The sequence below is a fragment of the Micromonospora sp. NBC_00389 genome (assembly GCF_036059255.1).
In the GTDB taxonomy this organism is placed as follows: Bacteria; Actinomycetota; Actinomycetes; order Mycobacteriales; family Micromonosporaceae; genus Micromonospora.
The window spans coordinates 4,016,464-4,042,897 of the sequence record NZ_CP107947.1 but is presented as its reverse complement, the minus strand read 5'-3'; the positions used below and the strand labels follow the sequence as shown (position 1 = coordinate 4,042,897).

At 73.1% G+C, this 26,434-nt stretch carries 24 protein-coding genes; 3 read left to right on the top strand and 21 right to left on the bottom strand.

From position 1 onward, the window contains the following. Positions 1-681, bottom strand: a complete 681-nt coding sequence (gene rpe, locus OG470_RS19170) for a ribulose-phosphate 3-epimerase (protein WP_328414119.1) — start codon at positions 679-681, stop codon at positions 1-3. A 255-nt stretch (positions 682-936) separates the two neighbouring features. Between rpe and OG470_RS19165 the strand changes: the two genes are divergently transcribed. Both OG470_RS19165 and OG470_RS19160 read left to right on the top strand, forming a co-directional pair. Next, on the top strand, positions 937-1,827 hold the full coding sequence (locus OG470_RS19165; RefSeq protein ID WP_328414117.1) for a septum formation family protein: 891 nt from the start codon (positions 937-939) through the stop codon (positions 1,825-1,827). Between the two features lie 84 nt (positions 1,828-1,911). Next, entirely contained in the window at positions 1,912-2,802 is an 891-nt protein-coding gene (locus tag OG470_RS19160; RefSeq protein WP_328414116.1) for a septum formation family protein, read from the top strand. A gap of 81 nt (positions 2,803-2,883) precedes the next feature. Here the strand turns inward: OG470_RS19160 and OG470_RS19155 are convergent, their stop codons facing one another. From OG470_RS19155 to pyrR, 19 genes are all read right to left on the bottom strand, one after another. After that, on the bottom strand, positions 2,884-4,362 hold the full coding sequence (locus tag OG470_RS19155) for an RsmB/NOP family class I SAM-dependent RNA methyltransferase (protein ID WP_328426464.1): 1,479 nt from the start codon (positions 4,360-4,362) through the stop codon (positions 2,884-2,886). Then, the gene (fmt, locus tag OG470_RS19150; RefSeq protein WP_328426462.1) at positions 4,317-5,243 is read right to left on the bottom strand and encodes a methionyl-tRNA formyltransferase; all 927 of its coding nucleotides are present in this window, start codon (positions 5,241-5,243) and stop codon (positions 4,317-4,319) included. Before fmt ends, OG470_RS19155 begins: the two co-directional genes overlap by 46 nt. Before the next feature lie 5 nt (positions 5,244-5,248). Then, entirely contained in the window at positions 5,249-5,806 is a 558-nt protein-coding gene (gene def / locus OG470_RS19145; RefSeq protein WP_328414115.1) for a peptide deformylase, read from the bottom strand. A 45-nt stretch (positions 5,807-5,851) separates the two neighbouring features. Next, positions 5,852-7,120, bottom strand: coding sequence for a cytochrome P450 (locus tag OG470_RS19140; protein WP_328414113.1), 1,269 nt, complete (start codon positions 7,118-7,120; stop codon positions 5,852-5,854). Between the two features lie 173 nt (positions 7,121-7,293). After that, positions 7,294-8,277 (bottom strand): AAA family ATPase, encoded by a 984-nt coding sequence (locus OG470_RS19135; RefSeq protein WP_328414112.1) that lies wholly within the window; start codon positions 8,275-8,277, stop codon positions 7,294-7,296. A gap of 247 nt (positions 8,278-8,524) precedes the next feature. After that, positions 8,525-10,627, bottom strand: coding sequence for a primosomal protein N' (locus OG470_RS19130; RefSeq protein ID WP_328414110.1), 2,103 nt, complete (start codon positions 10,625-10,627; stop codon positions 8,525-8,527). A 59-nt stretch (positions 10,628-10,686) separates the two neighbouring features. Further along, positions 10,687-11,880, bottom strand: a complete 1,194-nt coding sequence (gene metK / locus OG470_RS19125; RefSeq protein ID WP_328414108.1) for a methionine adenosyltransferase — start codon at positions 11,878-11,880, stop codon at positions 10,687-10,689. Positions 11,881-11,967: 87 nt separating this feature from the next. Continuing rightward, on the bottom strand, positions 11,968-13,176 hold the full coding sequence (gene coaBC / locus OG470_RS19120; RefSeq protein ID WP_328414106.1) for a bifunctional phosphopantothenoylcysteine decarboxylase/phosphopantothenate--cysteine ligase CoaBC: 1,209 nt from the start codon (positions 13,174-13,176) through the stop codon (positions 11,968-11,970). A 14-nt stretch (positions 13,177-13,190) separates the two neighbouring features. Further along, positions 13,191-13,454, bottom strand: coding sequence for a DNA-directed RNA polymerase subunit omega (gene rpoZ, locus OG470_RS19115; RefSeq protein WP_074318577.1), 264 nt, complete (start codon positions 13,452-13,454; stop codon positions 13,191-13,193). 64 nt (positions 13,455-13,518) lie between these two features. Further along, positions 13,519-14,052 carry a guanylate kinase gene (locus OG470_RS19110; protein ID WP_328414102.1) on the bottom strand — a complete coding sequence of 178 codons (534 nt, stop codon included), beginning with the start codon at positions 14,050-14,052 and terminating at the stop codon, positions 13,519-13,521. Positions 14,053-14,077: 25 nt separating this feature from the next. After that, positions 14,078-14,395, bottom strand: coding sequence for an integration host factor, actinobacterial type (gene mihF / locus OG470_RS19105; RefSeq protein WP_053655462.1), 318 nt, complete (start codon positions 14,393-14,395; stop codon positions 14,078-14,080). Between the two features lie 174 nt (positions 14,396-14,569). After that, entirely contained in the window at positions 14,570-15,409 is an 840-nt protein-coding gene (gene pyrF, locus OG470_RS19100) for an orotidine-5'-phosphate decarboxylase (protein ID WP_328414097.1), read from the bottom strand. Between the two features lie 72 nt (positions 15,410-15,481). Then, on the bottom strand, positions 15,482-16,756 hold the full coding sequence (locus OG470_RS19095; protein ID WP_328414095.1) for an adenosylmethionine--8-amino-7-oxononanoate transaminase: 1,275 nt from the start codon (positions 16,754-16,756) through the stop codon (positions 15,482-15,484). Between the two features lie 58 nt (positions 16,757-16,814). Beyond that, complete coding sequence (locus tag OG470_RS19090; protein ID WP_328414093.1) at positions 16,815-17,861, bottom strand: quinone-dependent dihydroorotate dehydrogenase; 1,047 nt, start codon at positions 17,859-17,861, stop codon at positions 16,815-16,817. Then, positions 17,858-21,205 (bottom strand): carbamoyl-phosphate synthase large subunit, encoded by a 3,348-nt coding sequence (gene carB / locus OG470_RS19085; protein WP_328414091.1) that lies wholly within the window; start codon positions 21,203-21,205, stop codon positions 17,858-17,860. Before carB ends, OG470_RS19090 begins: the two co-directional genes overlap by 4 nt. Further along, on the bottom strand, positions 21,198-22,373 hold the full coding sequence (gene carA / locus OG470_RS19080) for a glutamine-hydrolyzing carbamoyl-phosphate synthase small subunit (RefSeq protein WP_328414089.1): 1,176 nt from the start codon (positions 22,371-22,373) through the stop codon (positions 21,198-21,200). The genes carB and carA overlap by 8 nt, the downstream gene beginning before the upstream one ends. Next, the gene (locus OG470_RS19075) at positions 22,370-23,647 is read right to left on the bottom strand and encodes a dihydroorotase (protein ID WP_328414087.1); all 1,278 of its coding nucleotides are present in this window, start codon (positions 23,645-23,647) and stop codon (positions 22,370-22,372) included. Before OG470_RS19075 ends, carA begins: the two co-directional genes overlap by 4 nt. Then, the gene (locus OG470_RS19070) at positions 23,644-24,570 is read right to left on the bottom strand and encodes an aspartate carbamoyltransferase catalytic subunit (RefSeq protein WP_328414086.1); all 927 of its coding nucleotides are present in this window, start codon (positions 24,568-24,570) and stop codon (positions 23,644-23,646) included. The genes OG470_RS19075 and OG470_RS19070 overlap by 4 nt, the downstream gene beginning before the upstream one ends. Next, positions 24,567-25,151, bottom strand: coding sequence for a bifunctional pyr operon transcriptional regulator/uracil phosphoribosyltransferase PyrR (pyrR, locus tag OG470_RS19065; RefSeq protein WP_328414084.1), 585 nt, complete (start codon positions 25,149-25,151; stop codon positions 24,567-24,569). The genes OG470_RS19070 and pyrR overlap by 4 nt, the downstream gene beginning before the upstream one ends. A 288-nt stretch (positions 25,152-25,439) precedes the next feature. Here pyrR and bldD point away from each other — a divergent pair, with 288 nt between their 5' ends. Then, a complete protein-coding gene (gene bldD / locus OG470_RS19060; RefSeq protein WP_007458348.1) occupies positions 25,440-25,928 on the top strand; it encodes a transcriptional regulator BldD in 489 nt (162 codons plus the stop codon). Between the two features lie 75 nt (positions 25,929-26,003). Here bldD and nusB read toward each other — a convergent pair whose 3' ends face one another. After that, positions 26,004-26,414, bottom strand: a complete 411-nt coding sequence (gene nusB / locus OG470_RS19055) for a transcription antitermination factor NusB (protein ID WP_328426460.1) — start codon at positions 26,412-26,414, stop codon at positions 26,004-26,006. Positions 26,415-26,434 lie beyond the last annotated feature (20 nt).

The following is a 26,434-nucleotide window of genomic DNA, read 5'->3' as shown; positions in this document are numbered from 1 at the left end:
TCAGGCCCCGGGAGCCGCGCGTTCCGCCAGCGCCCGCAGGTGCCGTACCGCCTCCGCCGGGTCGGCGGCGCCGTAGACGGCGGTGCCGGCCACGAACGCGTCGGCGCCGGCGGCGGCGGCCTGCTCGATGGTGTCGGCGGCGATCCCGCCGTCCACCTCGATGCGCAGCTCCAGATGCCCGGCGGCGACGTGCCGGCGGGCGGCACGGACCTTGTCCAGCAACTGCGGGATGAACCGCTGCCCACCGAAGCCGGCCTTGATGGTCATGATCAGCAGGGTGTCGAAGCTGGGCAGCAGGTCCAGGTACGGCTCGATCGGGGTGTCCCGGTCGATGGCCAGCCCGGCCTTCGCGCCGGCCGAGCGCAGGTCCTTGGCCAGCGCCACCGGGTCGTCGCACGCCTCGGCGTGGAAGGTGACGTTGTACGCCCCGGCGTCGGCGTAGCCGGGGGCCCACCGACGTGGGTCCTCGATCATCAGGTGCACGTCGAACGGCATGGCGGTGACGGCCCGCAGGCTCTGCACCACGGGCAGCCCGATGGTCAGGTTCGGCACGAAATGGTTGTCCATCACGTCTACGTGCAACCAGTCCGCGGCGTCCTCGACGGCACGGACTTCTTCGGCGAGGTGGGCGAAATCGGCGGCCAGAATGCTCGGCGCGACGATCGGCGGCGGTACGGTCACGGGGTCAGTGTACGAACGCGGCCACCCGCCGCCCGCAGCGCGGCACCATGGCCGACGCGCTGTGATCCGGCGGTGACCAGTGGTGCAGAATTGGCCGGTCCGGACCGCCGAATCCGGACGAACAGACATCAGCGGCTGGCCGATCGACGGAAACGCGACGACACTCCAACCGGGACGGTGCCAGAGGTTGCACGCCCGCCGGGGTCTCGCCGCGGGGCGCGGTCACCGGCCGCCAGCTCCCGGGGAGGGCGGACGATGCGACGGTGGCTCGGAACGCTGGCGCTGGCCGGCGTCACGACGATGCTGCTGGCCGGCTGCGGGCCGGCGCGGGGCGCGGACGGTGATCTCACCGACGACTGGCCGGCGCTCGCGGCCCCGAAGCCGTTCACCCCCGCCACCGACACCTGCCTGCCCCGGATCACCTCGATCGTGCAGGCCAGCACGTACGAGACGGTGGACTGCGCGCGCAACCACCTGGCCGAGGCCATCCACGTCGGCGCCTTCACCGGCCCGGTCGCGCTGGCCGACACCCGACCGGAGCCCGGTTCGTCGGCGCTGCGCACCGCCCGCGCCGAGTGCGACCAGCGGGCCCGGGAGGTGCTCGGCGGCGACTGGCACACGGCACGTCTCACCCTGTCCATCTCGTTGCCCACCGTCCCGGCGTGGGCCGGCGGCGCGCGTTGGTTCCGCTGCGACCTCAGCGAGACCGACAGCATCGACAACACCAGGGCGGTGAACCGCACCGGCAGCCTGCGCGGCGCGTTGATCGGCGACACCCCCCTGACCCACCGCTGCTTCGACCCCAAGCTGATCGGCGACAACCTCAACTACATGGCGCCGGTGCTCTGCACCGAGCCGCACCGCGCCGAGTTCGTCGGCGTCTACGTGGAACGGGAGATGACCTGGGCGGAGTTCGCCCGCTCCGCCGAGCAGGCACACCGGCGCTGCAGGGCGTTGATCGCCGCGTACGCCGCCGTACCGAACAACAGCGACCTGCCGTACCGGGCCGGGTCCATCTACTACCCACCGTCGCAGCGGGAGTGGGAGGAGGGCGACCGCGGCGTGCGCTGTTTCCTGTGGAGCGACGACCGCAAACTCACCCGCTCGATGCGCGGTGCCGGCCCGGAGGGACTACCCGCGATCTGAGTACCGGTGCCGTATGCTGCTGCGCCGTGGCGCTACCGACCGGCTGGGGGCCGGCCGGAGACCACCAGCGGCAGGAGGTCGGGGATGCGACGGTGGTTGGCGGCGGTCGCCGTGGGCGCGGCGGTGACCCTGGCGCTGGCCGGGTGCGGCGCACCCGCCGGAGTCGACCGGGACCTCATCGATGACTGGCCGGCGCCCGTCGCGGCGCAGCAGTTCGTTCCCGCCGCCGATGTCTGCCACCACTCCTCCCAGCAGGTCGGCTTCCTGACCGGGTACAACCCGGTGGCGTGCACCGAAGCACACCGGGTGGAGACCGTGCACGTCGGCACGCTCACCGGCCCGGGCGCGGACCGCGGCACGCCCCCGCCGGCCGGCTCGGCCGGCATGCGGACCGCGCAGGCCGGCTGCGAGACGGAGGTCAGCAAGGCGGTGGGTGCCGACTGGCGCTCCGGTCGCCTCGGCCTGACCGTCGTGCTGCCCTCGCCGCCCGCGTGGGCCGGAGGAGCCCGCTGGTACCGCTGCGACGTCACCGAGCTCGCCAGCATCGACGACACCGCCGTCGACCTGCGCACCGGCAGCCTCCGGGGTGCGCTGACCGGCGCCGCGCCGCTGGCGTACCGCTGCTTCAACCCGAAGCTGGTCAAGGACGACATCGACGCCATGGAGCCGGTCTCCTGCACCGCCAAGCACCACGCCGAGTTCGTCGGGATCTGGCGGGCACCGGACATCAGCTATGCCGAGTTCAACCGCACGACCAAGCGGACCCACCGGGCCTGCCAGACGATGACCGCGAAGTACGTGAAGGTGCCGGACAACGCCGAGCTCGACTTCCGCGCCGGGACGATCTACTACCAGCCGTACGAGCAGGAGTGGAAGAACGGCAACCGTGGCGTGCAGTGCTTCCTCTGGGTCAGCGACCGGAACCTGACCCGCTCGCTGAAGGGCGCTGGCACCAAGGGCCTCCCGGTCACCTGACCGGCCGGGCACCCCGCACCCGGCCGGGCGGCCGGGTGCGGTGCGCGTCGCCGGGACGGCTCAGCCCCGGCGTGGAACGACTCAGCCCCGGCGCAGGACGGCGAGGAACATCGCGTCGGTGCCGTGCCGGTGCGGCCAGAGCTGCACGGTGGGCCCGTCGCCCAGACCAGGCATACCGGCCGGCAGCAGCGGCCGGGCGTCGACGAAGTCCACCGGCACCCCGCTACGGCGAGCCGCCTCGGTCACCGTCACGTGCGTCTCCACGGTGTGCGGCGAGCAGGTGACGTAGGCGACCAGGCCACCCGGACGGACCGCGCGCAGCGCCGCGCCGAGCAGCTCCCGCTGCAACCGGGTCAACGGCGGCAGATCGGAGGGCTGGCGACGCCACCGCGACTCGGGCCGGCGGCGCAGCGACCCCAGGCCGGTGCACGGCGCATCCACCAGCACCCGGTCGAAGTGCCCCTCCGGGAGCTTCGGGTCCGCGCCGACCTCACGGCCGTCGATTGCCAGCACGGTCACCGGCAGGCCCCGGGTCGCCTGGGATACCAGCCGGGCCCGGTGCTCGGCCACCTCCACCGCGGTCACCTGGGCGCCACGCTGCGCGGCCAGCGCGCCGAGCAGCCCGGCCTTGCCGCCGGGACCGGCGCACAGATCCAGCCAGCGCCCGTCCGGGCCGTCCAGCGGCGCGTCGGCGAGTGCGCTGGCCACCAGCTGGGAGCCCTCGTCCTGGACGTGGGCCCGGCCGTCGACCACCGCCGGCACGTCGCCCGGCGCGCCGCCGGGCAGGTAGACGGCGTACGGCGAGAAGGCGCCGGGCGCCCCGCCGACCTGGTCGGCCAGCTCGACCGGATCGATCAGACCGGGCCGGGCGCACAGGTGCACCGGTGGGCGCTCATTGTCCTCGATCAGCAGCCGGGCCGTCTCGCCCAGGTCGCCGCCGAGCGCCTCGGAGAAGGCCCGGACGATCCACTGCGGATGGCTGTACGCCAGCGACAGGTGCCCGACCGGGTCGGTCTCCATCGGCGGGGCGAGCTTCGCCACCCAGCCGTCCACGTCGAGGGTGGACACCTCGCGCAGCACCGCGTTGGCGAACCCGGTGGCACCCGGCGTGACGGCGCGGACCAGGTCCACGGTCGACGAGACGGCGGCGTGCGCCGGCACCCGGGTGTGCAGCAGCTGGTACGCCCCGATCCGCAGGGCGTCACGCACCGGCGGGTCGATCCGGGCCACGTCCCGGCCCGCCGCCTCGGTCAGGATCGCGTCCAGGGTGCCCAGGTGACGCAGGGTGCCATAGGTCAGCTCGGTGGCGAACGCCGCGTCCCGGCCGTACAGCCCCTCCTCGCGCAGGATGATCGGCAGCACCAGGTTGGCGAACGCATCGTCGCGGTGCACCGCGGCGACCGCCTCGTACGCCGCACGCCGTGGCCGGTCCAACGGCGGCCGGACCGGCCGGCGGTCACCGCCGCGACCAGTCGACGGGCCACCGCGCGTCGGGCGCGTCCCCTCCGGGGCCGTCACGCGAAGTCCTCGCCGGTGCTGACCCGGACGCCGCGCGCCCAGTCGGTCGCCGGCATGGCCCGCTTGCCCGCGGCCCGGACCTCGCCCAGCCGCACCGGCACGGTAGCCGTGCCGGCCAGCACCCGGGCCTTCTCCACCAGCAGCTCCCCCGGCTTCAGGTCGGGGCCGTCGGCCGCCGCCACGACCGGGCCGAGCTTCACCCGCTCGCCCCGGAAGGTCGTCCAGGCGCCCGGAGCCGGGGTACAGGCCCGGACCCGTCGGTCCACCGCGAAAGCAGGGTCGGTCCAGCGCACGCGGGCGTCCTCTACGGTCAGTTTCGGTGCCAACGTCACCCCGTCGGCCGGCTGCGGCTCGGCCCGCGCGGTGCCGTCGGCGATCGCGTCGAGCACCGCCACCAGCAGCCCTGCGCCGGATTCGGCGAGCCGCTCCAGCAGGTCACCGGAGGTGTCGCCGGCACGGATCTCGTCGGTCAGGGTGCCGAAGACCGGGCCCGTGTCCAGGCCCTGCTCCAGTTGGAAGACGCTGGCCCCGGTCAGCTCGTCACCGTGCAGCACGGCGTGCTGCACGGGCGCGGCGCCGCGCCAGGCGGGCAGCAGCGAGAAGTGCAGGTTGATCCAGCCGTACCGGGGGATCTCCAGTGCGGCCGGCGGCACCAGCGCGCCGTAGGCGACCACCGGTACGCAGTCCGGTGCGAGCTCGCGTAGCCGGTCGAGGAACTCCGGGTCACGGGGGCGGGCCGGGGTGAGCACCTCGACGCCGTGCTCGTCGGCCCACTCGCCGACCGGGGAACGGGACAGGCCGCGCCCGCGTCCGGCGGGCGCGTCGGGCCGGGTGACGACGCCGACCAGCTCGTGCCGGGAGGCGGCGACGGCGGCCAGGGCGGGCACAGCGACGGCCGGCGTACCGGCGAAGATCACACGCATCGCGGTCACCGGCCCAGGCCGAACGGGTCGGAGATGTGCGGGCTCAGCTTGACCACCGGCGGAGCTGCCGCGTCGTACCACTCGGCCTGGCGGATCGCCTTCATCGCTTCCTTGCGCCCCTCCGGGTCCAGCCGGTCGAGGAAGAGCACACCGTCGAGGTGGTCGGTCTCGTGCTGCACGCAGCGCGCCATCAGGCCGGTGCCGACGATCTGCACCGGGTCGCCGAACGAGCTGAAGCCCTTGGCGATGACGTTCTGCCGGCGCTTGGTGTCGAAGTAGAGCCCGGGGATGGACAGGCAGCCCTCGGGGCCGTCCTGCTCCTCCTCGTCGGGGAATTCGAGCACCGGGTTGATCAGGTGCCCGAGCACGTCGTCGACGTCGAAGGTGAACACCCGCAGGCTCACACCGAGCTGCGGGGCGGCCAGGCCGGCACCATTCTGCTCACGCATCGTGTCGGTCAGGTCGGCGACGAGCCTACGCAGCTCGGCGTCGAAGTCGACCACCGGATCGGCCGGCGTGCGCAGCACCGGATCCCCAAACAGACGGATGGGCTGAACGGTCACGCGGGAGGGCTCCTTCATGGGTGGGACGAGCGGTGCCGTACCAGTCTACGGAGTGCTCGGGCCGGCACCGGCCGGCGTACCTCGATCGGCCGCCGCCGGTGTGCCCAGCGTCACCGGCAGGCTCTGGTAGCCGCGCAGGGTCAGCCGGGTCCGGTGCTGGGGCGTCCCGGCCAGGGCCAACTCGGGCAGCCGGCGCAGCAGCAACGGGAAGGCGAGCTGCGCCTCCAGCCGGGCCAGCCCGGCGCCGAGACAGTAGTGCGGGCCGGCGCCGAAGGAGAGCGGGTGCGCCTGGTCGCGGGTCGGGTCGAAGCGCTGCGGGTCGGGGAACCGGCGTGGGTCCCGGTTGGCCGCGCCGAGCAGCAGCAGCGTCACGCTGCCGGCCGGCAGGTCGAGCCCGCCGCGGCGCACCGGCGCGCTGCTGGTCCGGGTGGTCAGCTGCACCGGCGAGTCGTAGCGCAGCAGCTCCTCGACGTACGCCGGGGCGAGCCCGGGGTCGGCGCGCAGCGCGGCGGCGGCCTCGGGGTGCCCCAGCAGCACCACCAGCCCGTTGCCGAGCAGGTTGGTGGTGGTCTCGAAGCCGGCGACGAGCAGCACCACCAGGTTGGCCAGCAGCTCGTGGCCGGTGAGCCGATCGCCGTCGGCGTCGTGCACCTGGACCAGCGCCGTGGTCAGGTCGTCGGCCGGGGCCTTGCGCCGGGCGACGACCAGCTCGACGAAGTAGTCGCGCAGTTCGGTGGCGCCGGCGTCGGCGACGGCCAGCTCCTCAAGGGTGATCTCCGGCTCCAGCACCCCGGTCAGGTCGCTGGCCCAGCGGCGGAACAGCGGTCGGTCGGCCGCCGGTACGCCGAGCAGCGCGCAGATCACCCCCACCGGCAGGGGGTACGCGAAGTCGGACAGCATGTCGACCGGTGCGCCGTCCCCGGCCCGGTGGCACATCTCGTCGAGGAGATCCTCGGCCTGGGCGCGCACCACGTCGCGCATGCTGGCGATCCGGCGCGGGGTGAACGCGCCGGCGGCGAGCCGGCGCATCCGGCTGTGGTCGGGCGGGTTGGTCCGCAGCATGGACCGGGCGATCGACGCCACCGCCGGGCTCTCCCGCCAGTCCGGCCAGACCTCGTCCCGCAGCGCGTCGTCCAGCACCACGAGCCGGGGGTCGCGCAGCAGCTCGTCGGCCTCCGCGTAGCCGGTCACGACGTACATGCCCGGCAGCGCCTCCACCACCGGCCCGTGCGCGCGCAGCCGCTCGTACGTCGGGTACGGATCGATCCGCCCCTGCGGCGACATGAGCAGTGTGAGCGCCTCGGCAGCCTCCATGGCCGGCCTCCCCCTCGATGCGTCGGAGGCTCCATCATCCCGATGGCGTCCACGATCGGCAGCCCCCCGGCCGGGGTGACGACGCCGATCCGGCCCGCTGCGGGCTCAGGCTCCAGTGGTCAGGACGCCCCTACGGGCTCACATGCCGAGGGTCGGGCCCCGCCTTCGTGGGCTCAGACGCTGGCGCCCGGGTCCCCAGCGAGGACCGCGTCGCCGGCGAGCAGCGCGGGTTCCGGCAGCGGCAGCTGGATCTTGTGGGCCGCCTCCCAGTCGTACACCAGGCCGGGGCGCACCTGCGCGGCGAAGTAGTCGATGGCGCTCATCCCGCCCACCACCGGCTCGTCGACCTCCGCGACGAGCTGGGCGGGGACCATCGAGAAGCCGTTCTGCAGGGCGGCGCTGAGCCGGCGGTGCCCGTCGACGACGAAGAAGTACTCGCCGGTGAACCCGATCTTCAGCGGCTCCAGCCCCTCGTCGCCGGCCTCGGCCACGTCGCCGACGAACTCGGTGTCCCACAGCCCCCGCAGGGTGGCGATGTCCTCGGTCGGGTAGACCCGGGCCGGGTCCAGCAGCAGCAGCGGTGGGCCGTCGCGCAGCACCTCGGCGCCGAGCTTCCCCTCGTACGCGGCGATGATGTGCTCGATCACCTCGGCGGCGGAGGCCCGGGTGGTGTCACAGATCAGGTCGTAGTTGCGCAGCCGTGCCTTGTCCACCCCGTACCGGATGATGAACCGGCTGCGCTCGCTCTCACTGCGCTCGCGCAGCTTGGCGGTGGCCTCCTCCAGCGAGGCGTAGCTCTCCGCCGGCCCGGACGGACGGGCCAGCACCCGGCGGGCCGCCTCACCCGGCTCGGTGATCATGTGCACCTTGAGCGCGTCGGTGAAGAAGTGCCAGGCCAGCCGGGAGTCCATGACGAGGCGCTCGCCGGAGGCGGCGATGTCGCGCTGAAGCTGGTCGACGTAGCCGTCGACGGCCTGGTCAAGCTCGGCGTGCAGGTTGAGCTGCAGGGCGGTCATCTGCCGCTGCTGCGCCATCTCGCGGTAGAGGTCACCCACGCTGACCCGGCGCATGCCCAGCCGCTTGGCGATCTCGACCGACACGGTGCTCTTGCCGCTGCCGAGGTCGCCGTTGAAGACGATCGATTGTCCAACGGTCACGACTGGTCCACCCCTGATCACCGGCTCATTGAAGACATCATCGACATCGCGCCCGACCGACGCGTTCCCGCCATCCTGCGAGGGCCCCAGCTCGGCGCGTCTGACGCCCCGTCGCGACCTGGAGCCGTCGTACGCCTTGGCATGACGGGCGATGCTACCACTCCGGCGCCACCGCTTTGCCGGACGCGGTGTGCGAGGACCACCGTCCCGGACCAGGTCCGGCGGCCTTCGACGCCGGCCGACACGGTCAGAACATGCTCAACGGATCGACCTGAAGGCGGACCGGATCGGCGGCCTTCCGGGCGGCGCGCACCCCGGCGGCCGAGTGCAGCGCCTCGGCCAGCGCGGCAGCCCGGGCCCGGGGCACCCGTACCAGCATCCGCTCCCGGCCCTCCTCGGCCGGCACCGGCCCGAGTACCTCGGCGTCGTCGGGCAGCCGGGCCGCCGCGAGCAGGTCGGCCACGGCCTCGGCCGGGCCGGTGACGCTGGCCATCCGCACCGCCGGCGGAAAGCCCAGCTCACGGCGCTCGGCCAGCTCACGGCCAGCGAACCAGCCGGCGTCCCAGCGCAGCAGCGCCTGCACCGGGGCGAGCGCGCCGTCGGCGACCACCACCACCCGGCCGGCCGGCGCCGGGCGGGCCAGTGCCGCGGCGGCCAGCCAGCGGCGCAGCGCCTCCTCCCCGGCACGCAGGTCGGCCCGGGTCAGCAGGGCCCACGAGTCGAGCAGGAGCACCGCGCCGTAGCCGCCCTCGGCGACCGGCTCGGCGCCCGGGGTGGCGACCACCAGGGCCGCCCCGCCGGGCACGTCGGTCAGCACCTCCTCCCGTCCCGAGGTGCGCACCGGCACACCGGGAAACGCCCGGCCCAGTTCCTCGGCGGTACGCCGGGCGCCGGTCACCGCGGCCCGCAGGCGCCGCCCACCGCACTGCGGGCAGGCGTACGCGGCGGCCACCCGGGCGCACCAGCGGCAGGCCGGGGTGCCGCCGGCCGAGGGCAGCGCGAGCGGTCCGGCGCAGTGCGCGCAGCGGGCCGGGGTGCGACAGTCCGCGCAGGAGATCGAGGGCAGGTAGCCGCGCCGGGGCACCTGCACCAGCACCGGCAGGTCCGCCCGGACGGCGTCGCGGGCGGCCGTCCAGGCCAGGCTGGGCAGCCGGGCGGTGGCCGCCCCGGGATCGCGGGCCAGCTGCGGGTCGTCGCCGGTCGGCGCGATGGCCGGGATACGGGCCCGCACGGTCGCCCGGTCAGCGACCACCTCCCGGGCCCAACCGGTCTCCAGCAGCAGCTGCGCCTCGGCGGTACGGGCGTACCCGCCGACCAGCGCGCCGGCCTCGGCGAGCTGGGCGCGGGTGAGCAGCACGTCGCGGGCGTGCGGATAGGGCGCCCGGGGCTCGGAGTGCAGGTCGTCGCCGTCGTCCCAGACGGCGACCAGACCGAGCCGGTCCACCGGGGCGAACATCGCCGCCCGGGTACCGATCACCACCGGCACCTCCCCGCGCCGGGCGGCGAGGAACGCCCGGTAGCGGCGGGCCGGACCGAGCGCGGCGGAGAGGCTGACGTGCCGCCCCGGGCCGAGCACAGCGGTGAGCGCGACGTCCAGCCGATCGAGGTCGCGGGCGTCGGCCACCACGACCACCGCGCCGCGTCCCCCGGCGACGGTCGCGGCGACCGCGTCGGCATAGCGGGCGGCCCAGTCCTCGCCGGGCAGCGCCGACCAGACCGCGCGGGGTGCCCGGCCGTCGGTGAGCGCGCGCAGCAGGGCCGGCCCGGTCGGGTAGTCCCGCCACCCGCGCGGGTCGACCGCTCCCCCGGCCCCGGCGGGCTCGACGGTCGACGGGTCGACGGTCCCGGGCCGCACGGTCGCGGGCTCGGCGGTCCCGGGCTGCACGGTCGCGGGCTCGACGGCCGCCGGGTCGACGGTCCCGGGCTGCACGGTCGCGGGGCCGGCGGTCGCGGGCTGCACGTCCGCGGGCGCGGCGGCGGCCCGGTCGGGGGCGGCGGCTTCTGGTGGGGTGGACGCGCCGCCGCCACGGGGCTCCTTCTCGACCCGGGCGTGCCGGGGTGGCACGGCCAGCCGGAGCACGTCGGCGAGGCTGCCCGCGTACCGGTCGGCGACCGCCCGGGCCAGCCGGGCGATCTCGGGCGCCAGCACCGGCTCCGGCGAGACCACCTTCTCCAGGTAGGCGAGCCGACCGGTGTGCCCGGAGTCGTCGGCGCGGGCCAGCAGCCAGCCGTCGACGAGTTGCCCGGCGAAGCGCACCTTCACCCGGGTGCCGGGCACCGCCACGTCGTCCAGCTCGGCGGGCACCAGGTAGTCGAACGGCCGGTCCAGGTGCGCCAGCGGAACATCCACGCAGACGCGAGCGACCGGCGACCCATCCGCGGGTCGCCGGTCGCTGCGCCTGGTGGCGGTCAGGCTCCCGCGACCGACTTGAGGTCGGCGGCCCGGTCGGTGCTCTCCCAGGTCAGGTCCGGCAGCTCCCGGCCGAAGTGGCCGTACGCGGCGGTCTGCTGGTAGATCGGGCGGAGCAGGTTGAGGTCCCGGATGATCGCGGCCGGGCGCAGGTCGAACACCTCGTTGACGGCCTTCTCGATCGAGGCGACCGGCACGGTCTCGGTGCCGAACGTCTCGATGAACAGGCTCACCGGGTGGGCCTTGCCGATGGCGTACGCGACCTGGGCCTCGCACCGCTCGGCCAGGCCGGCGGCGACCACGTTCTTGGCCACCCAGCGCATCGCGTACGCGGCCGACCGGTCCACCTTGGACGGGTCCTTGCCGGAGAACGCGCCGCCACCGTGCCGGGCGTACCCGCCGTAGGTGTCGACGATGATCTTGCGGCCGGTCAGGCCGGCGTCACCCATCGGCCCGCCGATCTCGAACCGGCCGGTCGGGTTGACCAGCAGCCGGTAGCCGTCGGTGTCGAGACCGAGGCTCTCCAGCTCCGGGGCGATGACGTGGTCGCGCACGTCCGGGGTGAGCAGCGACTCCAGCGAGATGTCCGCGGCGTGCTGGCTGGACACGACCACGGTGTTCAGCCGGACCGGGCGCAGCCCCTCGTACTCGATGGTCACCTGGGTCTTGCCGTCGGGCCGCAGGTACGGGATGGTCCCGTCCTTGCGCACAGCGGCCAGTCGGCGTGCCAGCCGGTGCGCCAGCGCGATCGGCAGCGGCATCAGCTCGGGCGTCTCGGAGCAGGCGAAGCCGAACATCATGCCCTGGTCCCCGGCGCCCTGAGCGTCCAGCGCGCTCTCCGACGCCCCGGTGCGCAGCTCGAAGGCGTTGTCCACGCCCTGCGCGATGTCCTCGGACTGCGCGCCGATGGAGACGCTGACCCCGCAGGACGCGCCGTCGAACCCCTTCTTCGACGAGTCGTAGCCGATGTCGAGGATGGTCCGGCGCACGATGTTGGGGATGTCGGCGTATGCCTTGGTGGTCACCTCACCGGCGATGTGGACCTGGCCGGTGGTGATCATGGTCTCGACCGCCACCCGGCTGTGCGGGTCTTCGGTGAGTAGCGCGTCGAGGATGCCATCGCTGATCTGGTCGGCGATCTTGTCCGGGTGGCCTTCCGTGACCGATTCGGACGTAAAGAGGCGGCGTGTCACGGCACTCCTAAGCGTGTGAAGTCATTCCGCGGCAGTGTAGTCACCACTGCGGCGGGTGTCGGGGTCGGTCGCGCCTTGTTCCACCCGTCAGGAGCGGCCGGGCAGCCGCGCCACGACGAGATCCCATACGATGTCGGCCACGTCCTCCTTGGCCTGCTCGGGCAGTCGGCTGACCGAGCCGTCCGCACCGATCACCGTCACCGTGTTGGTGTCGGCGCCGAAGACCTTGTCCGGCCCTACCTCGTTGACCACGATCAGGTCGGCCCGCTTCCGGGCGAGTTTCGCCCGTCCGTTGGCCTCGGCCTCGCCGGTCTCGGCGGCGAACACCACCAGCAGCTGCTCCGGTCGTTTGCGCTGGCCGAGCTCCGCCGCGATGTCCGGGTTCGTGACGAGTTCGATGGTGGGTGCGACGCCATCGTCCGACTTCTTGATTTTGCCAGCCGCGTACGTCACCGGCCGGAAATCGGCCGGAGCCGCCGCCATCACCACCGCGTCGGCCTCGACGGCGGCCTTCAGCGTGGCCTCCCGCAACTCGCCGGTGGTGCCCACCCGAACCAGGTCGACCCCGGCGGGGTCGGTGAGCGAGACGTTCGCCGCGATCAGGGTGACCCGGGCGCCCCGGGCGACCGCCGCCCGGGCGAAGGCGTAGCCCTGCTTGCCGGAGGAGCGGTTGCCCAGGAAGCGGACCGGGTCCAGCGGCTCGCGGGTGCCCCCCGCGGTGACCACCACCCGGCGGCCGACCAGGTCAGCGGGGGCGTGCCCGCCCCGGGCGAGGACCCGACGGGCGACCGCGAAGATCTCCGCCGGGTCGGGCAGGCGGCCCTTGCCGGTGTCGACGCCGGTGAGTCGGCCGACGGCCGGCTCGATGACCCGGACACCCCTGGCGCGCAGGGTGGCGACGTTGGCCACGGTCGCCGGGTGCTCCCACATCTCGGTGTGCATGGCCGGGGCCAGCACCACCGGGCAGCGCGCGGTCAGCAGCGTGTTGGTCAGCAGGTCGTCGGCGAGCCCGTGGGCGGCCTTGGCGAGCAGGTCGGCGGTGGTCGGCGCGACCACCACCAGGTCGGCCTGCTGGCCGAGCCGGACATGCGGCACCTCGTGCACCTCGTGCCAGACATCGTCGGCGACTGGTTGGCCGGAGAGCGCCGCCCAGGTCGGCGCTCCGACGAACCGGAGCGCCGACGCGGTCGGCACGACACGAACCCGGTGACCCGATTCGGTGAAGAGCCGCAGCAGCTCACAGGCCTTGTAGGCGGCGATGCCGCCGCCGACCCCGAGGACGATCCCGGCGGACATCGACGTGTGCGGGCTTACGGCTGGTCGGTCGGCTCGGCGGTGAGCAGGCCCCCGTTGATCTCGCGCATGGCGATGGAGAGGGGCTTCTCCTGCGGGGTGGTCTCGACGAGCGGGCCGACGTACTCCAGGAGGCCCTCACCGAGCTGGCTGTAGTAGGCGTTGACCTGGCGCGCGCGCTTGGCGGCGAAGATGACCAGCGCGTACTTCGACGTCGTCTTCTCGAGGAGCTCGTCGATCGGCGGGTTGGTGATGCCTTCGGGGTTGGCGATGGATCCCACGAATTAACCTCTGCGTCTTTCGAGCCGCGCGGACGCGGTGCTGAGTCTCAACGGCGGTCGGCCGTCAGCCACGCACGCGTGACCAGGCCGGATCCGGATAAGAAGAACCGAGTAAGCCTACCAGCTCGTCGACCGCCCGATCGGTGCGGTCGTGGGCCACGGTGTGGTCGAAGGCCGCCGCCACAGCGGGGTCGGGGCGGTGCCCGGGCGGGCTCAGCAGCACCAGCCGGGCGTTGGGTAGCCGCGCCCGGACCAACTGGGCGCCCGCGAGGTCCAGCGGGAGCAACACCGGCTGCCCGGCGTCGAGCCGGGCGCGCAGCGGCAGGTACGGGGTGCCGCGGCGGTGCGGGCCCATCCGGGACCACTCCAGCAGCTCGCCGACGGCCACCCGGCGGTCGAACTCGGCGGGGGCGAGGAAGATCCGGTCGACCCCGTCCACCTCCGTCTCCCGGCGCGGGCGGGTGGTGGCCGGCACCGGGATCCACACGGACGGAGAACGCGCCCGGACAAGCTCGACGACACTCTCCGTGCCCGAACCCGAAGGTCCAGACAGGACAGTGAGCCGAGCCGCCGGGCGCGCCTCGTCATCCGTGCTCACTGCTTGTTTCTACACGCTGCCAGGTTCAGTTGGCGGCGAACTCTCCAAGCAGTGCCTTGCGCTGCTGCTCGCCAAGGCCGCGCAGGCGACGGCTGTCGGCGATCTTGAGCTTCTCCATGATCTGGGTCGCCCGGATCTTGCCGATGCCCGGCATTGCCTGCAGGACGGCCGAAACCTTGAGCTTGCCCACGACGTCGTCGCCTTCGGCGCGCTCGAGGACGGCACCGAGGGTGGTCTTGCCCTGCTTGAGCTGCTCCTTCAGCTCGGCACGGGCCTTGCGGATCTCCGCGGCCTTCTCGAGCGCGGCAGCGCGCTGTTCGGGGGTCAGTGACGGGAGCGGCACCAGTTCTCCTCAGGTCCCTATCGCGGCGGGCGGGGCGCACCGCCGCATCTGTGAAACGTGGTGTCGCTGTGAACCAAGGGGTCCGTGGTTCCCAGCGCGGGGAAAACTAGCGGTCAACGGAGCTTTCGGCAACGTGGACGCGCAGTGATCATCGCAGTGTGACCGAGCCGTCAGTCAGTCACGGGCAGCCAGAACGGCCCGGCACTCGGCCAGCACCCGGTCCGCGGCGGCCCGCAGGGCGACGGCGTCGGGGCCTGCCGAGAGCACCTCACGGGAGTACGTGGGCAGCACGTTGGCCAGGCTCGGACCGAAGACGGTGCGCAGATCCGCCGCGCCGGCACCCTGCGCGCCGAGCCCCGGGGCGAGCAGCGGACCCCCCACGCCGGAGAGGTCGTGACCGGTGTCTCCGATGGTCGCGCCGACCACCAGACCGAAGCTGCCGAGTGGGGTCGCACCCCTGTTGAGCTGGGAAATCTCGTCGATCACGGTCTGCGCGACGGTGCGTCCGTCGGCCGTGCGGGCCTGCTGCACGGCGGCGCCCTCGGGGTTGGAGGTGAGGGCCAGCACGAAGACCCCGCCGCCGTGCTCGGCGGCCAGCTCGAACATCGGCGCCAGCGAACCCACCCCCAGGTAGGGGCTCGCGGTGACCGCGTCGACATACAGCGGGCTGGATGGATCGAGGTACGCGGCGGCGTACGCGCTGACCGTCGAGCCGATGTCGCCGCGTTTGACGTCCAGCAGAACGAGCGAGCCGGCATCCCGTAACTGTCGGATAGTTGACTCAAGAATCGCCACACCGCGGGATCCGAATCGCTCGAAAAAGGCCGACTGAGGCTTGACCACCGCAACCCGGTCACCGAGCGCGTCCACGACGGTCCGGGCGAACCGGTCAAGCCCCTGAAGGTCGTCGGCGAGCCCCCAGCGGGCCAGCAGACCGGGATGCGGGTCGATGCCGACACACAGCGGCCCCCGCTCGGTGACGGCACGGTGCAACCGGGTGCCGAAGCTCTCCATCCGGTACTTCCCCTCTCCTCGTCCGGACGGCTGCCCCGCCCGGCGTACCCCTGAGCCGTTGGTCAGGGCGGCTCAGCCGGCCGCCACCGCCGCCGCCACCCCGGCCGCGATCCGGGCCAGGTCGGCGTCGTCGGTGACGTACGGCGGCATCGTGTAGATCAGGTCGCGGAACGGCCGCAGCCACACCCCCTGGTCGGCCGCCGCCACGGTGGCCGCGCCGAGGTCGACCTCGTGATCGAGCTGGACCACCCCGATCGCGCCGAGCACCCGCACGTCGGTCACGCCCGGCGCGCCGCGCAGCGGCTCCAGCCCGGCGCGCAGGCCGCCGCCGACCCTTTCCACCTGCGCCGCCCAGTCCCCGGCCCGCAGCAGCCCGATGGAGGCGTTGGCGACCGCGCAGGCCAACGGGTTGCCCATGAAGGTGGGTCCGTGCGCCAGCACGCCCGCGGCGGAGATGGCCCGGGCGACCCGCGGGGTGCAGAGCGTCGCCGCCAGGGTCAGGTAGCCGCCGGTGAGCGCCTTGCCCACGCACATCACGTCCGGGGTCACCCCGGCGTGCTCGGCGGCGAACATCGTCCCGGTGCGGCCGAAGCCGGTGGCGATCTCGTCGAAGATCAGCAGCACTCCGTGCGCGCGGGTCACCTCGCGCAGCACGCGCAGGTACCCGGGATGGTGGAAGCGCATCCCGCCGGCACCCTGCACCACCGGCTCGACGATCACCGCGGCCAGTTCGTCGGCGTGCCGCTCGACCGCGTCCACCAGCTCCGCCACGTACGCCTCGTCGGGCGGGTCGCCGAAGCCGCCCGGCGGGACCGGGGCGAAGACCTGCCGGGGCAGTACGTCGCCCCAGAGGTGGTGCATCCCGCCCTCCGGGTCGCAGACGCTCATGGGGTGGAACGTGTCGCCGTGGTAGCCGCCCCGCCAGGTGGCCAGCCGGCGCCGCTGCGGTTGGCCGACGGCCCGCTGGTACTGCAGGCACATCTTCACCGCCACCTCGACGCTGACCGAGCCGGAGTCGGCCAGGAACACGTGCTCCAGGCCGTCCGGGCTCAGCTCGACCAGGGTCCGGGCGAGCTGGACCGCGGGTTCGTGGGTGAGCCCGCCGAACATCACGTGGCTCATCCGGCCGAGCTGGTCGGTCACCGCCGCGTCCAACGCCGGGTGCCGGTAGCCGTGGATCGCCGCCCACCAGGACGACATCCCGTCCACCAGCTCCCGCCCGTCGGCCAGCCGCAGCCGTACCCCCTCGGCGCTCTGCACCACGTACGGCGGGTTCGCCGACGGCAGCGCGGTGTACGGATGCCAGACGTGCGCCCGGTCGGCGGTCAGGATCTCCTCGGGCGTCACGCGCGTTCCTTCCAGTCCTGGGCGGGCAGGGCAGCCGTACGCCCCACGCCGGGTCCGGTCACCGCCCGGCGACCGCGTCCGGCGCCGGGGACGCGGCCGTCGCGCGGGCGACGGCACGGACCAGGGCGGGGCCCCGGTAGATGAAGCCGGTGTAGAGCTGCACCAGGGCGGCGCCGGCGTCGAACATCCCCGCCGCGTCGTCCGGGTCCAGCACTCCGCCGACCCCGATGATCGGCAGCCGGCCACCGGTCTCCCGGTGCACGAAGGAGACCACCTCCCGGGCCCGGCCGGTGAGCGGCCGGCCGGACAGGCCGCCGGCCTGGGCGCCACGCTCGGCGTCCACCGGGGCGAGCCCGTCCCGGGCCAGGGTGGTGTTGGTGGCGATCACCCCGGCCGCGCCCCGGGCCAGGCAGACCTCCAACAGCTCGGCGATCGCCGCCTCGGTCAGATCAGGGGCGATCTTGACCAACACCGGCTTCTCCCCGACCAGCGCGGCGAGCAGCGCGTCCAGGTGTGCCCGATCCTGCAACGAGCGCAGCCCGGGGGTGTTCGGTGAGGAGACGTTCACCGCGAAGTAGTCGCCGTGCCCGCGCAGCGCCCGGTACGAGGCGAGGTAGTCCTCGACCGCCTCGTCCAGCGGGGTCACCTTGGATTTGCCCAACGAGATTCCCAGCGGCACGCCGATCGGCCGCGGCAGCGCGGTCAGCCGGGCGGCCAGTGCGGCGGCGCCGGCGTTGTTGAAGCCCATCCGGTTGACCACGGCCTCGCTGGCCGGCAGCCGGAACAGCCGCGGCCGGGGGTTGCCCGGCTGTGCCCGCGCGGTGACCGTGCCGACCTCGACGAAGCCGAAGCCCAGCGCCGGCCAGGCCGGCAGCGCCGCCCCGTCCTTGTCCATTCCAGCGGCCAGCCCGACCGGGTTGGGGAACCGCACGCCGAACACCGTGCGCGGTGCCTGGACCGCGTACCGGGCCCGCAGCGCCGCCAACGCCATCGGCCGCCGGGACAGCGCGGCCAGCCGCCGCAACGTCCACTCGTGCGCCGCCTCCGCGTCCCCACCGCCAACCCGGAACAACTGCGGCCGCACCACCCGCTCGAACACGGTCACTGGGCGGCTCGAAGGGTGGCGTGCAGGTCCTGCAGGGGGCGGACCTGCATGTCGCCGCGGATCCGCGCCTCGATGCCCATCACGGCCGCCGCGGCGCCGGGGACCGTGGTGATGCAGGGGATGTCCGCGGTGACCGCGGCACTGCGAATCTCGTACCCGTCCGAGCGGGCGCTGGCGCCCGAGCCCTGCGGCGTGTTGATCACCAGCGCCACGTGGCCGCCGAGGATCAGCGACACCGCGTCGTCGCCCTCGCCGGCCTGGTAGTGCTTGCGGATCTGCTCGCAGGCGATGCCGTGCCGACGCAGCACCTCGGCGGTGCCGGTGGTCGCCACGATCTCGAAGCCCAGATCGGCCAGGCGCTTGATCGGGAAGATCATGCCACGCTTGTCCCGGTTGGCCACCGAGACGAAGATCTTCCCGGCGGTCGGCAGCGAGCCGTACGCGGCCGACTGGCTCTTGGCGAAGGCGTGCCCGAAGTTGGTGTCGATCCCCATCACCTCGCCGGTCGACTTCATCTCCGGCCCGAGCAGCGAGTCGATCCCCTTGCCGGAGCGGGTACGGAAGCGCTTGAACGGCAGCACCGCCTCCTTGACCGCGATCGGCGCATCGGCGGGCATTGTGCCGCCGTCCCCGGTCGCCGGGAGCAGGCCCTCGGCGCGCAACTCGGCGATGCTGGCGCCGAGCGCGATCCGGGCCGCCGCCTTGGCCAGCGGGACCGCGGTCGCCTTGGAGACGAACGGGACGGTCCGCGACGCGCGCGGGTTGGCCTCCAGCACGTAGAGCACGTCGTCCTTGAGCGCGTACTGCACGTTGAGCAGGCCGCGGACGCCGACGCCACGGGCGATCGCCTCGGTGTAGCGACGAACCTCGGCCAGGTGCGAGCCCGCGAGGGTGATCGGCGGCAGCGCACAGGACGAGTCGCCGGAGTGGATGCCGGCCTCCTCAATGTGCTCCATCACCCCGCCGATGTAGACCTCGCCGTCGGCGTCGCAGAGCGCGTCCACGTCGATCTCGATGGCGTCGTCCAGGAACCGGTCCACCAGCACGGGGTGGTCCGGGGAGATGTCGGTGGCCCGGCCGATGTAGTCGCGCAGCGTCGGGTCGTCGTAGACGATCTCCATCCCCCGCCCGCCCAGCACATACGACGGCCGGACCAGCACCGGGTAGCCGATCTCGTCGGCGATCGCCTTGGCCTCGTCGTAGGAGGTGGCCATGCCGTGCGCCGGTGCGCGCAGCCCGGCCCGGGCGAGCACCGCGCCGAACGCGCCGCGCTCCTCGGCGAGGTGGATCGACTCCGGGGAGGTGCCGACCACCGGTACTCCGGCGTTCTTGAGCCGCTGCGCCAGCCCCAGCGGCGTCTGCCCGCCCAGCTGCACGACCACCCCGACCACGCCCGGCCCGCCGGCCGCCCGGCCGGAGGACTCCTCGGCGTGCCAGACCTCCAGCACGTCCTCGAAGGTCAGCGGCTCGAAGTAGAGCCGGTCGGCGGTGTCGTAGTCGGTGGAGACGGTCTCCGGGTTGCAGTTGACCATGACGGTCTCGAAGCCGGCCGCCCGCAGCGCCTGCACCGCGTGCACGCACGAGTAGTCGAACTCGATGCCCTGCCCGATCCGGTTCGGGCCGGACCCCAGGATCAGCACCTTCGGCCGGTCCGACGGCACGACCTCGGTCTCCGAGTCGTAGCTGGAGTAGTGGTACGGCGTGGTCGCCTCGAACTCGGCGGCGCAGGTGTCCACCGTCTTGTAGACCGGGCGCACGTCGAGGCGGTGCCGCAGGGTCCGTACGCCGTCCTCGGCGGCCAGTTCCGGCCGCAGCGCGGCGAGCTGCCGGTCGGACAGGCCGGCCCGCTTGGCCCGGCGCAGCAGCTCGGCGTCGAGCACCGGGGCGTCCACGATCTCGGCGCGCAGCTCGACCAGCGCGGCGATCTGGTCCAGGAACCACGGGTCGATCCCGCCGGAGGCGGCGGTGACCTCGGCGATCGACGCGCCCAGGCGCAGCGCCCGCTCGACGGTGTACAGCCGGCCGTCGTGCGGGATCCGCAGCGCGGCGAGGGTGTTCTCCGTCGTCGCGTCGGCCGGGTCCGGCACCGTCCAGAAGCCCGCTTCCTTCGTCTCCATCGAGCGCATCGCCTTGTTCAGCGCCTCGGTGAAGTTGCGCCCGAGGCTCATGGCCTCGCCCACCGACTTCATCGTGGTGGTCAGCTCCGGGTCGGCGCCGGGGAACTTCTCGAACGCGAACCGCGGGATCTTCACCACCACGTAGTCCAAGGTCGGCTCGAAGGCCGCCGGGGTCTTCAACGTGATGTCGTTGGGGATCTCGTCGAGGGTGTAGCCGATGGCCAGCTTGGCGGCGATCTTGGCGATCGGGAAGCCGGTCGCCTTGGAGGCCAGCGCCGAGGAGCGGGACACCCGCGGGTTCATCTCGATCACGACGATCCGGCCGTCGGCCGGGTTGACCGCGAACTGGATGTTGCAGCCGCCGGTGTCCACACCGACCTCGCGCAGCACCGCGATGCCCAGGTCACGCAGGTGCTGGTACTCCCGGTCGGTGAGCGTCATGGCCGGGGCCACGGTGACGCTGTCGCCGGTGTGCACGCCCATCGGGTCGACGTTCTCGATCGAGCAGACCACCACCACGTTGTCGTGCCGGTCGCGCATCAGCTCCAGCTCGTACTCCTTCCAGCCGAGCACGCTCTCCTCGATGAGCACCTCGTGCACCGGGCTGGCGGAGAGACCGTCACCGGCGATGCGGGCCAGGTCCTCCGGGGTGTGCGCCATGCCGGAGCCCAGGCCACCCATGGTGAACGACGGCCGGATCACCACCGGCAGGCCCAACTCGGCGACGGTCGCCTCGACCTCGTCCATCGAGTGGCAGACCCGCGAGCGGGGCACCAGCGCGGCCGGGTCCTCGATGCCGAGGCGGACCCCGGCCTTGGCCACGATCTCCTTGAACAGCTGGCGGTCCTCGCCCCGGTTGATCGCGTCGATGTTCGCGCCGATCAGCTCCACGCCGTACTTCTCCAGCACGCCGGCCTCGTGCAGGGCGACCGCGGTGTTCAGCGCAGTCTGCCCGCCGAGGGTGGCCAGGATCGCGTCCGGCCGCTCCTTGGCGATGACCAGCTCCACGAACTCCGGGGTGATCGGCTCGACGTAGGTCGCGTCGGCGAACTCCGGGTCGGTCATGATCGTCGCCGGGTTGGAGTTGACCAGGCTGACCCGGATCCCCTCGCTGCGCAGCACCCGGCAGGCCTGGGTGCCGGAGTAGTCGAACTCGCAGGCCTGCCCGATCACGATCGGCCCGGAGCCGATCACCAGGATGTGCTTGAGATCGGTCCGCTTAGGCATTGCTGCGCCCCTCACTGTGCTGCGAGTCGAGGCCGCGGCCTTCGATCAGCTCGGCGAAACGGTCGAAGAGGTAGTCCGCGTCGTGCGGGCCGGCCGCCGCCTCCGGGTGGTACTGAACGGTGAAGGCGGGCACGTCCACGGCTCGCAGCCCCTCGACCACGTTGTCATTGAGGCAGACGTGGCTGACCCGAACCCCGCCGAAATCGGTGTCGATCACCTGGTCGGGGACCACCGCGCCCTGCCCCGCGCCGGGCACCTGGACGGCGAAGCCGTGGTTGTGGCTGGTCACCTCCACCTTGCCGGTGGCCCGGTCGAGCACCGGCTGGTTGATCCCCCGGTGGCCGTAGCCCAGCTTGTAGGTGCCGAAGCCGAGCGCCCGGCCGAGGATCTGGCTGCCGAAGCAGATGCCGAACAGCGACACCCGCCGGACGAGCGCCTCCCGGGCCAGCGCCACCGGGCCGTCGGCGGTGGCCGGGTCGCCGGGGCCGGGCGACAGGAAGATCGCGTCGGCGCCGGTGGCGAGCAGTTCCTCGATGCTCGACCCGGCCGGCAGCACGTGGGTGGTCACCCCGCGCGCGGCGAGCCGGCGCGGCACGTTGCGCTTGATGCCCAGGTCCAGCGCCGCCACGGTGAACCGGTGCTCCCCGACCGCCTCGACGACGTACGGCTCGGCGGTGGTCACCTCGGCAGAGAGGTTCGCGCCGACCATCTGCGGCGACTGGCGAACCCGGGCCAGCAGGCCGCGCGGGTCGTCGTCGACACTGGAGATGCCCACCCGCATGGCGCCCCGCTCCCGCAGGTGCCGGGTCAGCGCCCGGGTGTCCACTCCGCTGATGCCCACCACACCCTCGGTGGCGAGCCGGTCCTCAAGACTGCCGGTGGCCCGCCAGTTCGAACCGATCCGGGCCGGATCGCGCACCACGTACCCGGCCACCCAGATCCGGCTGGACTCGTCGTCCTCACCGTTGACGCCGGTGTTGCCGATGTGCGGGGCGGTCTGCACCACCACCTGCCGGTGGTAGGACGGGTCGGTGAGGGTCTCCTGGTAGCCGGTCATGCCGGTGTTGAAGACCGCCTCGCCGAAGGTCTCCCCGACACTGCCGTACGCCTCGCCGTGGAACGTACGCCCGTCCTCGAGTACGAGGATCGCGGAACGTCTGCGGGTCACTTGATTGCCTTTCCGTCCAGGACCGTCGGCTCGCCACGCAGGAAGGTCGCCACGATGCGACCCGGCAGCGTCATGCGGGCGTACGGGGTGTTGCGACTGCGACTGGCCAGCTCCGCCGGGTCGATGGTGCGGCGGGCGGCCGGGTCGACCAGGGTCAGGTTGGCCGGCACGCCGGGTGCCGGGTCGACGCCGTGGCCGGCCAGCCCGGCGATCCGGGCCGGGGTCCGCGACATCCGCTCGGCGATCAGGTCCCACTTGGGGCCGAGCACGTCCAGCGCGATGGAGAGGGCCGTCTCCAGGCCGAGCATCCCCGGCCGGGCGTACGCCCACTCGCACTCCTTGTCCTCCACGGCGTGCGGGGCGTGGTCGGTGGCGATCACGTCGAGCACCCCGTCGGCGAGCGCGGCGCGCAGCGCGGCGATGTCCGCGGCGGTGCGCAGCGGCGGGTTGACCTTGAAGACCGGGTCGTAGCTCTCCGCCCGCTCGTCGGTGAGCAGCAGGTGGTGCGGGGTGACCTCGGCGGTGACCCGTACCCCGCGCGCCTTGGCCTGGCGCAGCACCTCGACGCTGCCGGCGGTGGAGACGTGGCAGACGTGCAACCGGCTGCCCACGTGCTCGGCGAGCAGCACGTCCCGGGCGATGATCGCCTCCTCGGCGACCGCCGGCCAGCCGATCAGCCCGAGTCGGGTGGAGACCTCACCCTCGTGCATCTGGGCGCCCTCGGTGAGCCGGGGCTCCTCGGCGTGCTGGGCGATGATCCCGTCGAACGCCTTGACGTACTCCAGGGCCCGGCGCATCAGCTTCGGGTCGGCGACGCAGTGCCCGTCGTCGGAGAAGATCCGCACCCGGGCCGCGGAGTCGGCCATCGCGCCCAGCTCGGCCAGGCGCTCGCCGGCCAGCCCGACGGTGACCGCGCCGATCGGCTGCACGTCGACCAGCCCGGCCTCCCGGCCGAGCCGCCAGACCTGCTCGACCACGCCGGCGGTGTCCGCGACCGGGGAGGTGTTGGCCATCGCGCAGACCGCGGTGTAGCCGCCCAGCGCGGCCGCGCGGGAGCCGGACTCGACGGTCTCGGCGTCCTCCCGACCGGGCTCGCGCAGGTGGGTGTGCAGGTCGACCAGGCCGGGCAGGGCGACCAGGCCGGTGCCGTCGAGCACCGTGGCGTCCGGTGCGGACAGCCCCGGGCCGACCTCGGCGACCACGCCGTCGCGGATCAGCAGGTCGGTCGGTGCGGAGCCGACGACACTCACGCTGGTGATCAGGTACGCGGTCACCGGTTGTTCCCTCCGAGCAGCAGGTACAGGACGGCCATCCGCACGGAGACCCCGTTGGTGACCTGTTCGACGATCGTGGAGCGGGGAGAGTCGGCCACCTCGGGAGTGATCTCCATCCCCCGGTTCATCGGGCCGGGGTGCATGACGATCGCGTGCTCGGGCAGCCGGCGCATCCGCGGCCCGTCCAGGCCGTAGCGGCGGGCGTACTCGCGGGCGGAGGGGAAGTAGGAGTCGTTCATCCGCTCCCGCTGCACCCGCAGCATCATCACCACGTCGACGTTGGGCAGCACGGAGTCGAGGTCGTAGGAGACGTCGGTGCCGGGGGCGAGCGCCGCGGAGATGTCCACCGGGATGAGGGTGGGCGGGCCGACCAGGGTGACCTTGGCGCCGAGGGTGGAGAGCAGCAGCACGTTCGAGCGGGCCACCCGGGAGTGCAGCACGTCCCCGACGACCGCGACCGACAGGCCGGCCAGCCGGCCCAGCCGGGCCCGCATGGTGTACGCGTCCAGCAGCGCCTGGGTGGGGTGCTCATGGGTGCCGTCGCCGGCGTTGACCACCGACCCGTCCACCCAGTTGGCCAGCCGGTGCGGCGCACCGGAGGCAGGGTGCCGGACGACCACGGCGTCGGCGCCCATGGCCTGCAGGGTCAGCGCGGTGTCCTTCAGGCTCTCGCCCTTGGTGACGCTGGACCCCTTCGCGGAAAAGTTGATCACGTCGGCGCTGAGCCGCTTCGCCGCCGCCTCGAAGGAGATCCGGGTGCGGGTGGAGTCCTCGTAGAAGAGGTTCACCACGGTCCGGCCACGCAGCGCGGGCAGCTTCTTGATCTCCCGGCCGGCGACCGTGGCCATCTCGGCGGCGGTGTCCAGGATCTCGGTGGCGGTGTCGGCGTCCAGGTCCGCGCCGGAGAGCAAGTGCCTGATCATGAGGTGGTCCCCCCGTACAGCTTGACCTCGTCGGCTCCGTCGGTCTCGGCGAGCGTGACCCTGACGCTCTCGACGAGCGAGGTCGGGATGTTCTTGCCGACGTAGTCGGCCCGGATCGGCAGCTCCCGGTGGCCGCGGTCGACCAGGACGGCGAGCTGCACGGACGCCGGGCGGCCCACGTCGTTGAGCGCGTCGAGCGCGGCCCGGACGGTGCGGCCGGAGAAGAGCACGTCGTCGACGAGGATGACCCGCTTGCCGTCGATGCCACCGGCCGGCAGCTCCGTCGGGCCGACCGCGCGGGTGGCGTGCCGGCGGAGGTCGTCGCGGTAGAGCGTGATGTCGAGCACACCGACCGGGACGGCGACGTCCTCGAAGGTGCTGATTCGGGCGGCGAGCCGCCGAGCGAGCGGGGCACCCCGGGTGGGAATCCCGAGCAGCACCGTGTCGGCGGCGCCCTGGGTCTTCTCCAGGATCTGGTGGGCGATGCGGTCGACCACGCGTTGCACGTCGGCGCTGGCGAGGATCACCTTCACCGAGGGTTGTCGCGGTGGTGACGAGCGGGCAGCCGGTGGGTATGCCACGGCGGACCTCCTTCCCCGCCTCACTGGACGGGTCGTTAAAGGATGTCGGGCACCTCCGGCCGGTCCGCGGACGGACCTGGGCCGGGGCTTCACGCCACGTTACCAGTGGTCACCGGGCCGATGGACGGCGGCCGCTGAGCATCGGATCAGGCCCGGCGAATGGGGATAACTCCCCCGGTGCTCCCCAACGGTAAGGTCACGACCACTTGACCAGGTGTCGCAATCCCCGTACCGTCACGCTCCGTAGCGATCGACGGGAGAACCCCGAGCAGCACTGGGAGTGTCCGAATGCCCTCTGAATACGCCAAGTCGCTGGGCGCCCGCCTGCGCTCCATCCGCCAGCAGCAGGGTCTCTCCCTGCAGGGCGTGGAGGAGAAGTCGAACGGGCGGTGGAAGGCCGTGGTGGTCGGCTCGTACGAGCGCGGCGACCGGGCCGTGACGGTGTCCCGCCTGGCCGAGCTGGCTGAGTTCTACCGCGTCCCCGTCTCGGAGCTGCTGCCCGACGGCAGTGGTGTCCGTCACGAGCCCACCAGCAAGATCGTCCTGGACCTGGAGCGGCTCTACGACGAGGCCTCCGAGGACCTGGCCTACGTCGCCCGCTACGCCCGCGCCATCCAGCAGCAGCGCGGCGACTACAACGGCCGGGTGCTCTCCATCCGCGCCGATGACCTGCGGGCGCTCGCGATCGTCTACGACGCCTCGCCGTCGGGTCTGATCGAGCGGCTCACCGAGCACGGTGTGCTGGTCGCCGACCCGCGGGCGTTCTTCGCGTCCTGATCCGTCGATCCACAAGAAGGGCCCGTGCCATCCGGCACGGGCCCTTCTTCTGGTACGGGTGCTGAGCGGGTGCGCTCAGCGGGTGGCGTACTCGGCGATTCGGCCGAGGATGCCGTTGAGGAAGCGCGGCGAGTCGTCGGTGGACATCTGCCGGGCCAGCTCGACGGCCTCGCTGATCGCCACCGCGTCGTCGATCTCGTCGACGTAGAGCAGCTCGTAGACCGCGATCCGGGCGAGGTTGCGGTCGACCACCGGCATCCGCTCCAGCGTCCAACCCTCGGCGTAGCTGGCGATCAGCTCGTCGATCCGGTTCAGGTGCTCGGCGACCCCCTCGATCAGGCCCACCGCGTAGCCCAGGTGCTCCGGCCGGGGCTGCTCGATCCGCTGCAGGTAGCCGGCGAGCACCTCGACCGGGGGCCGGTCCCGAAGGTCAGCCTCGTAGAGGACGTCCAGCGCCCGCTTGCGCGCCTTGCGACGCGCGGGCATCTGCTGCTTGGGACCCTCAG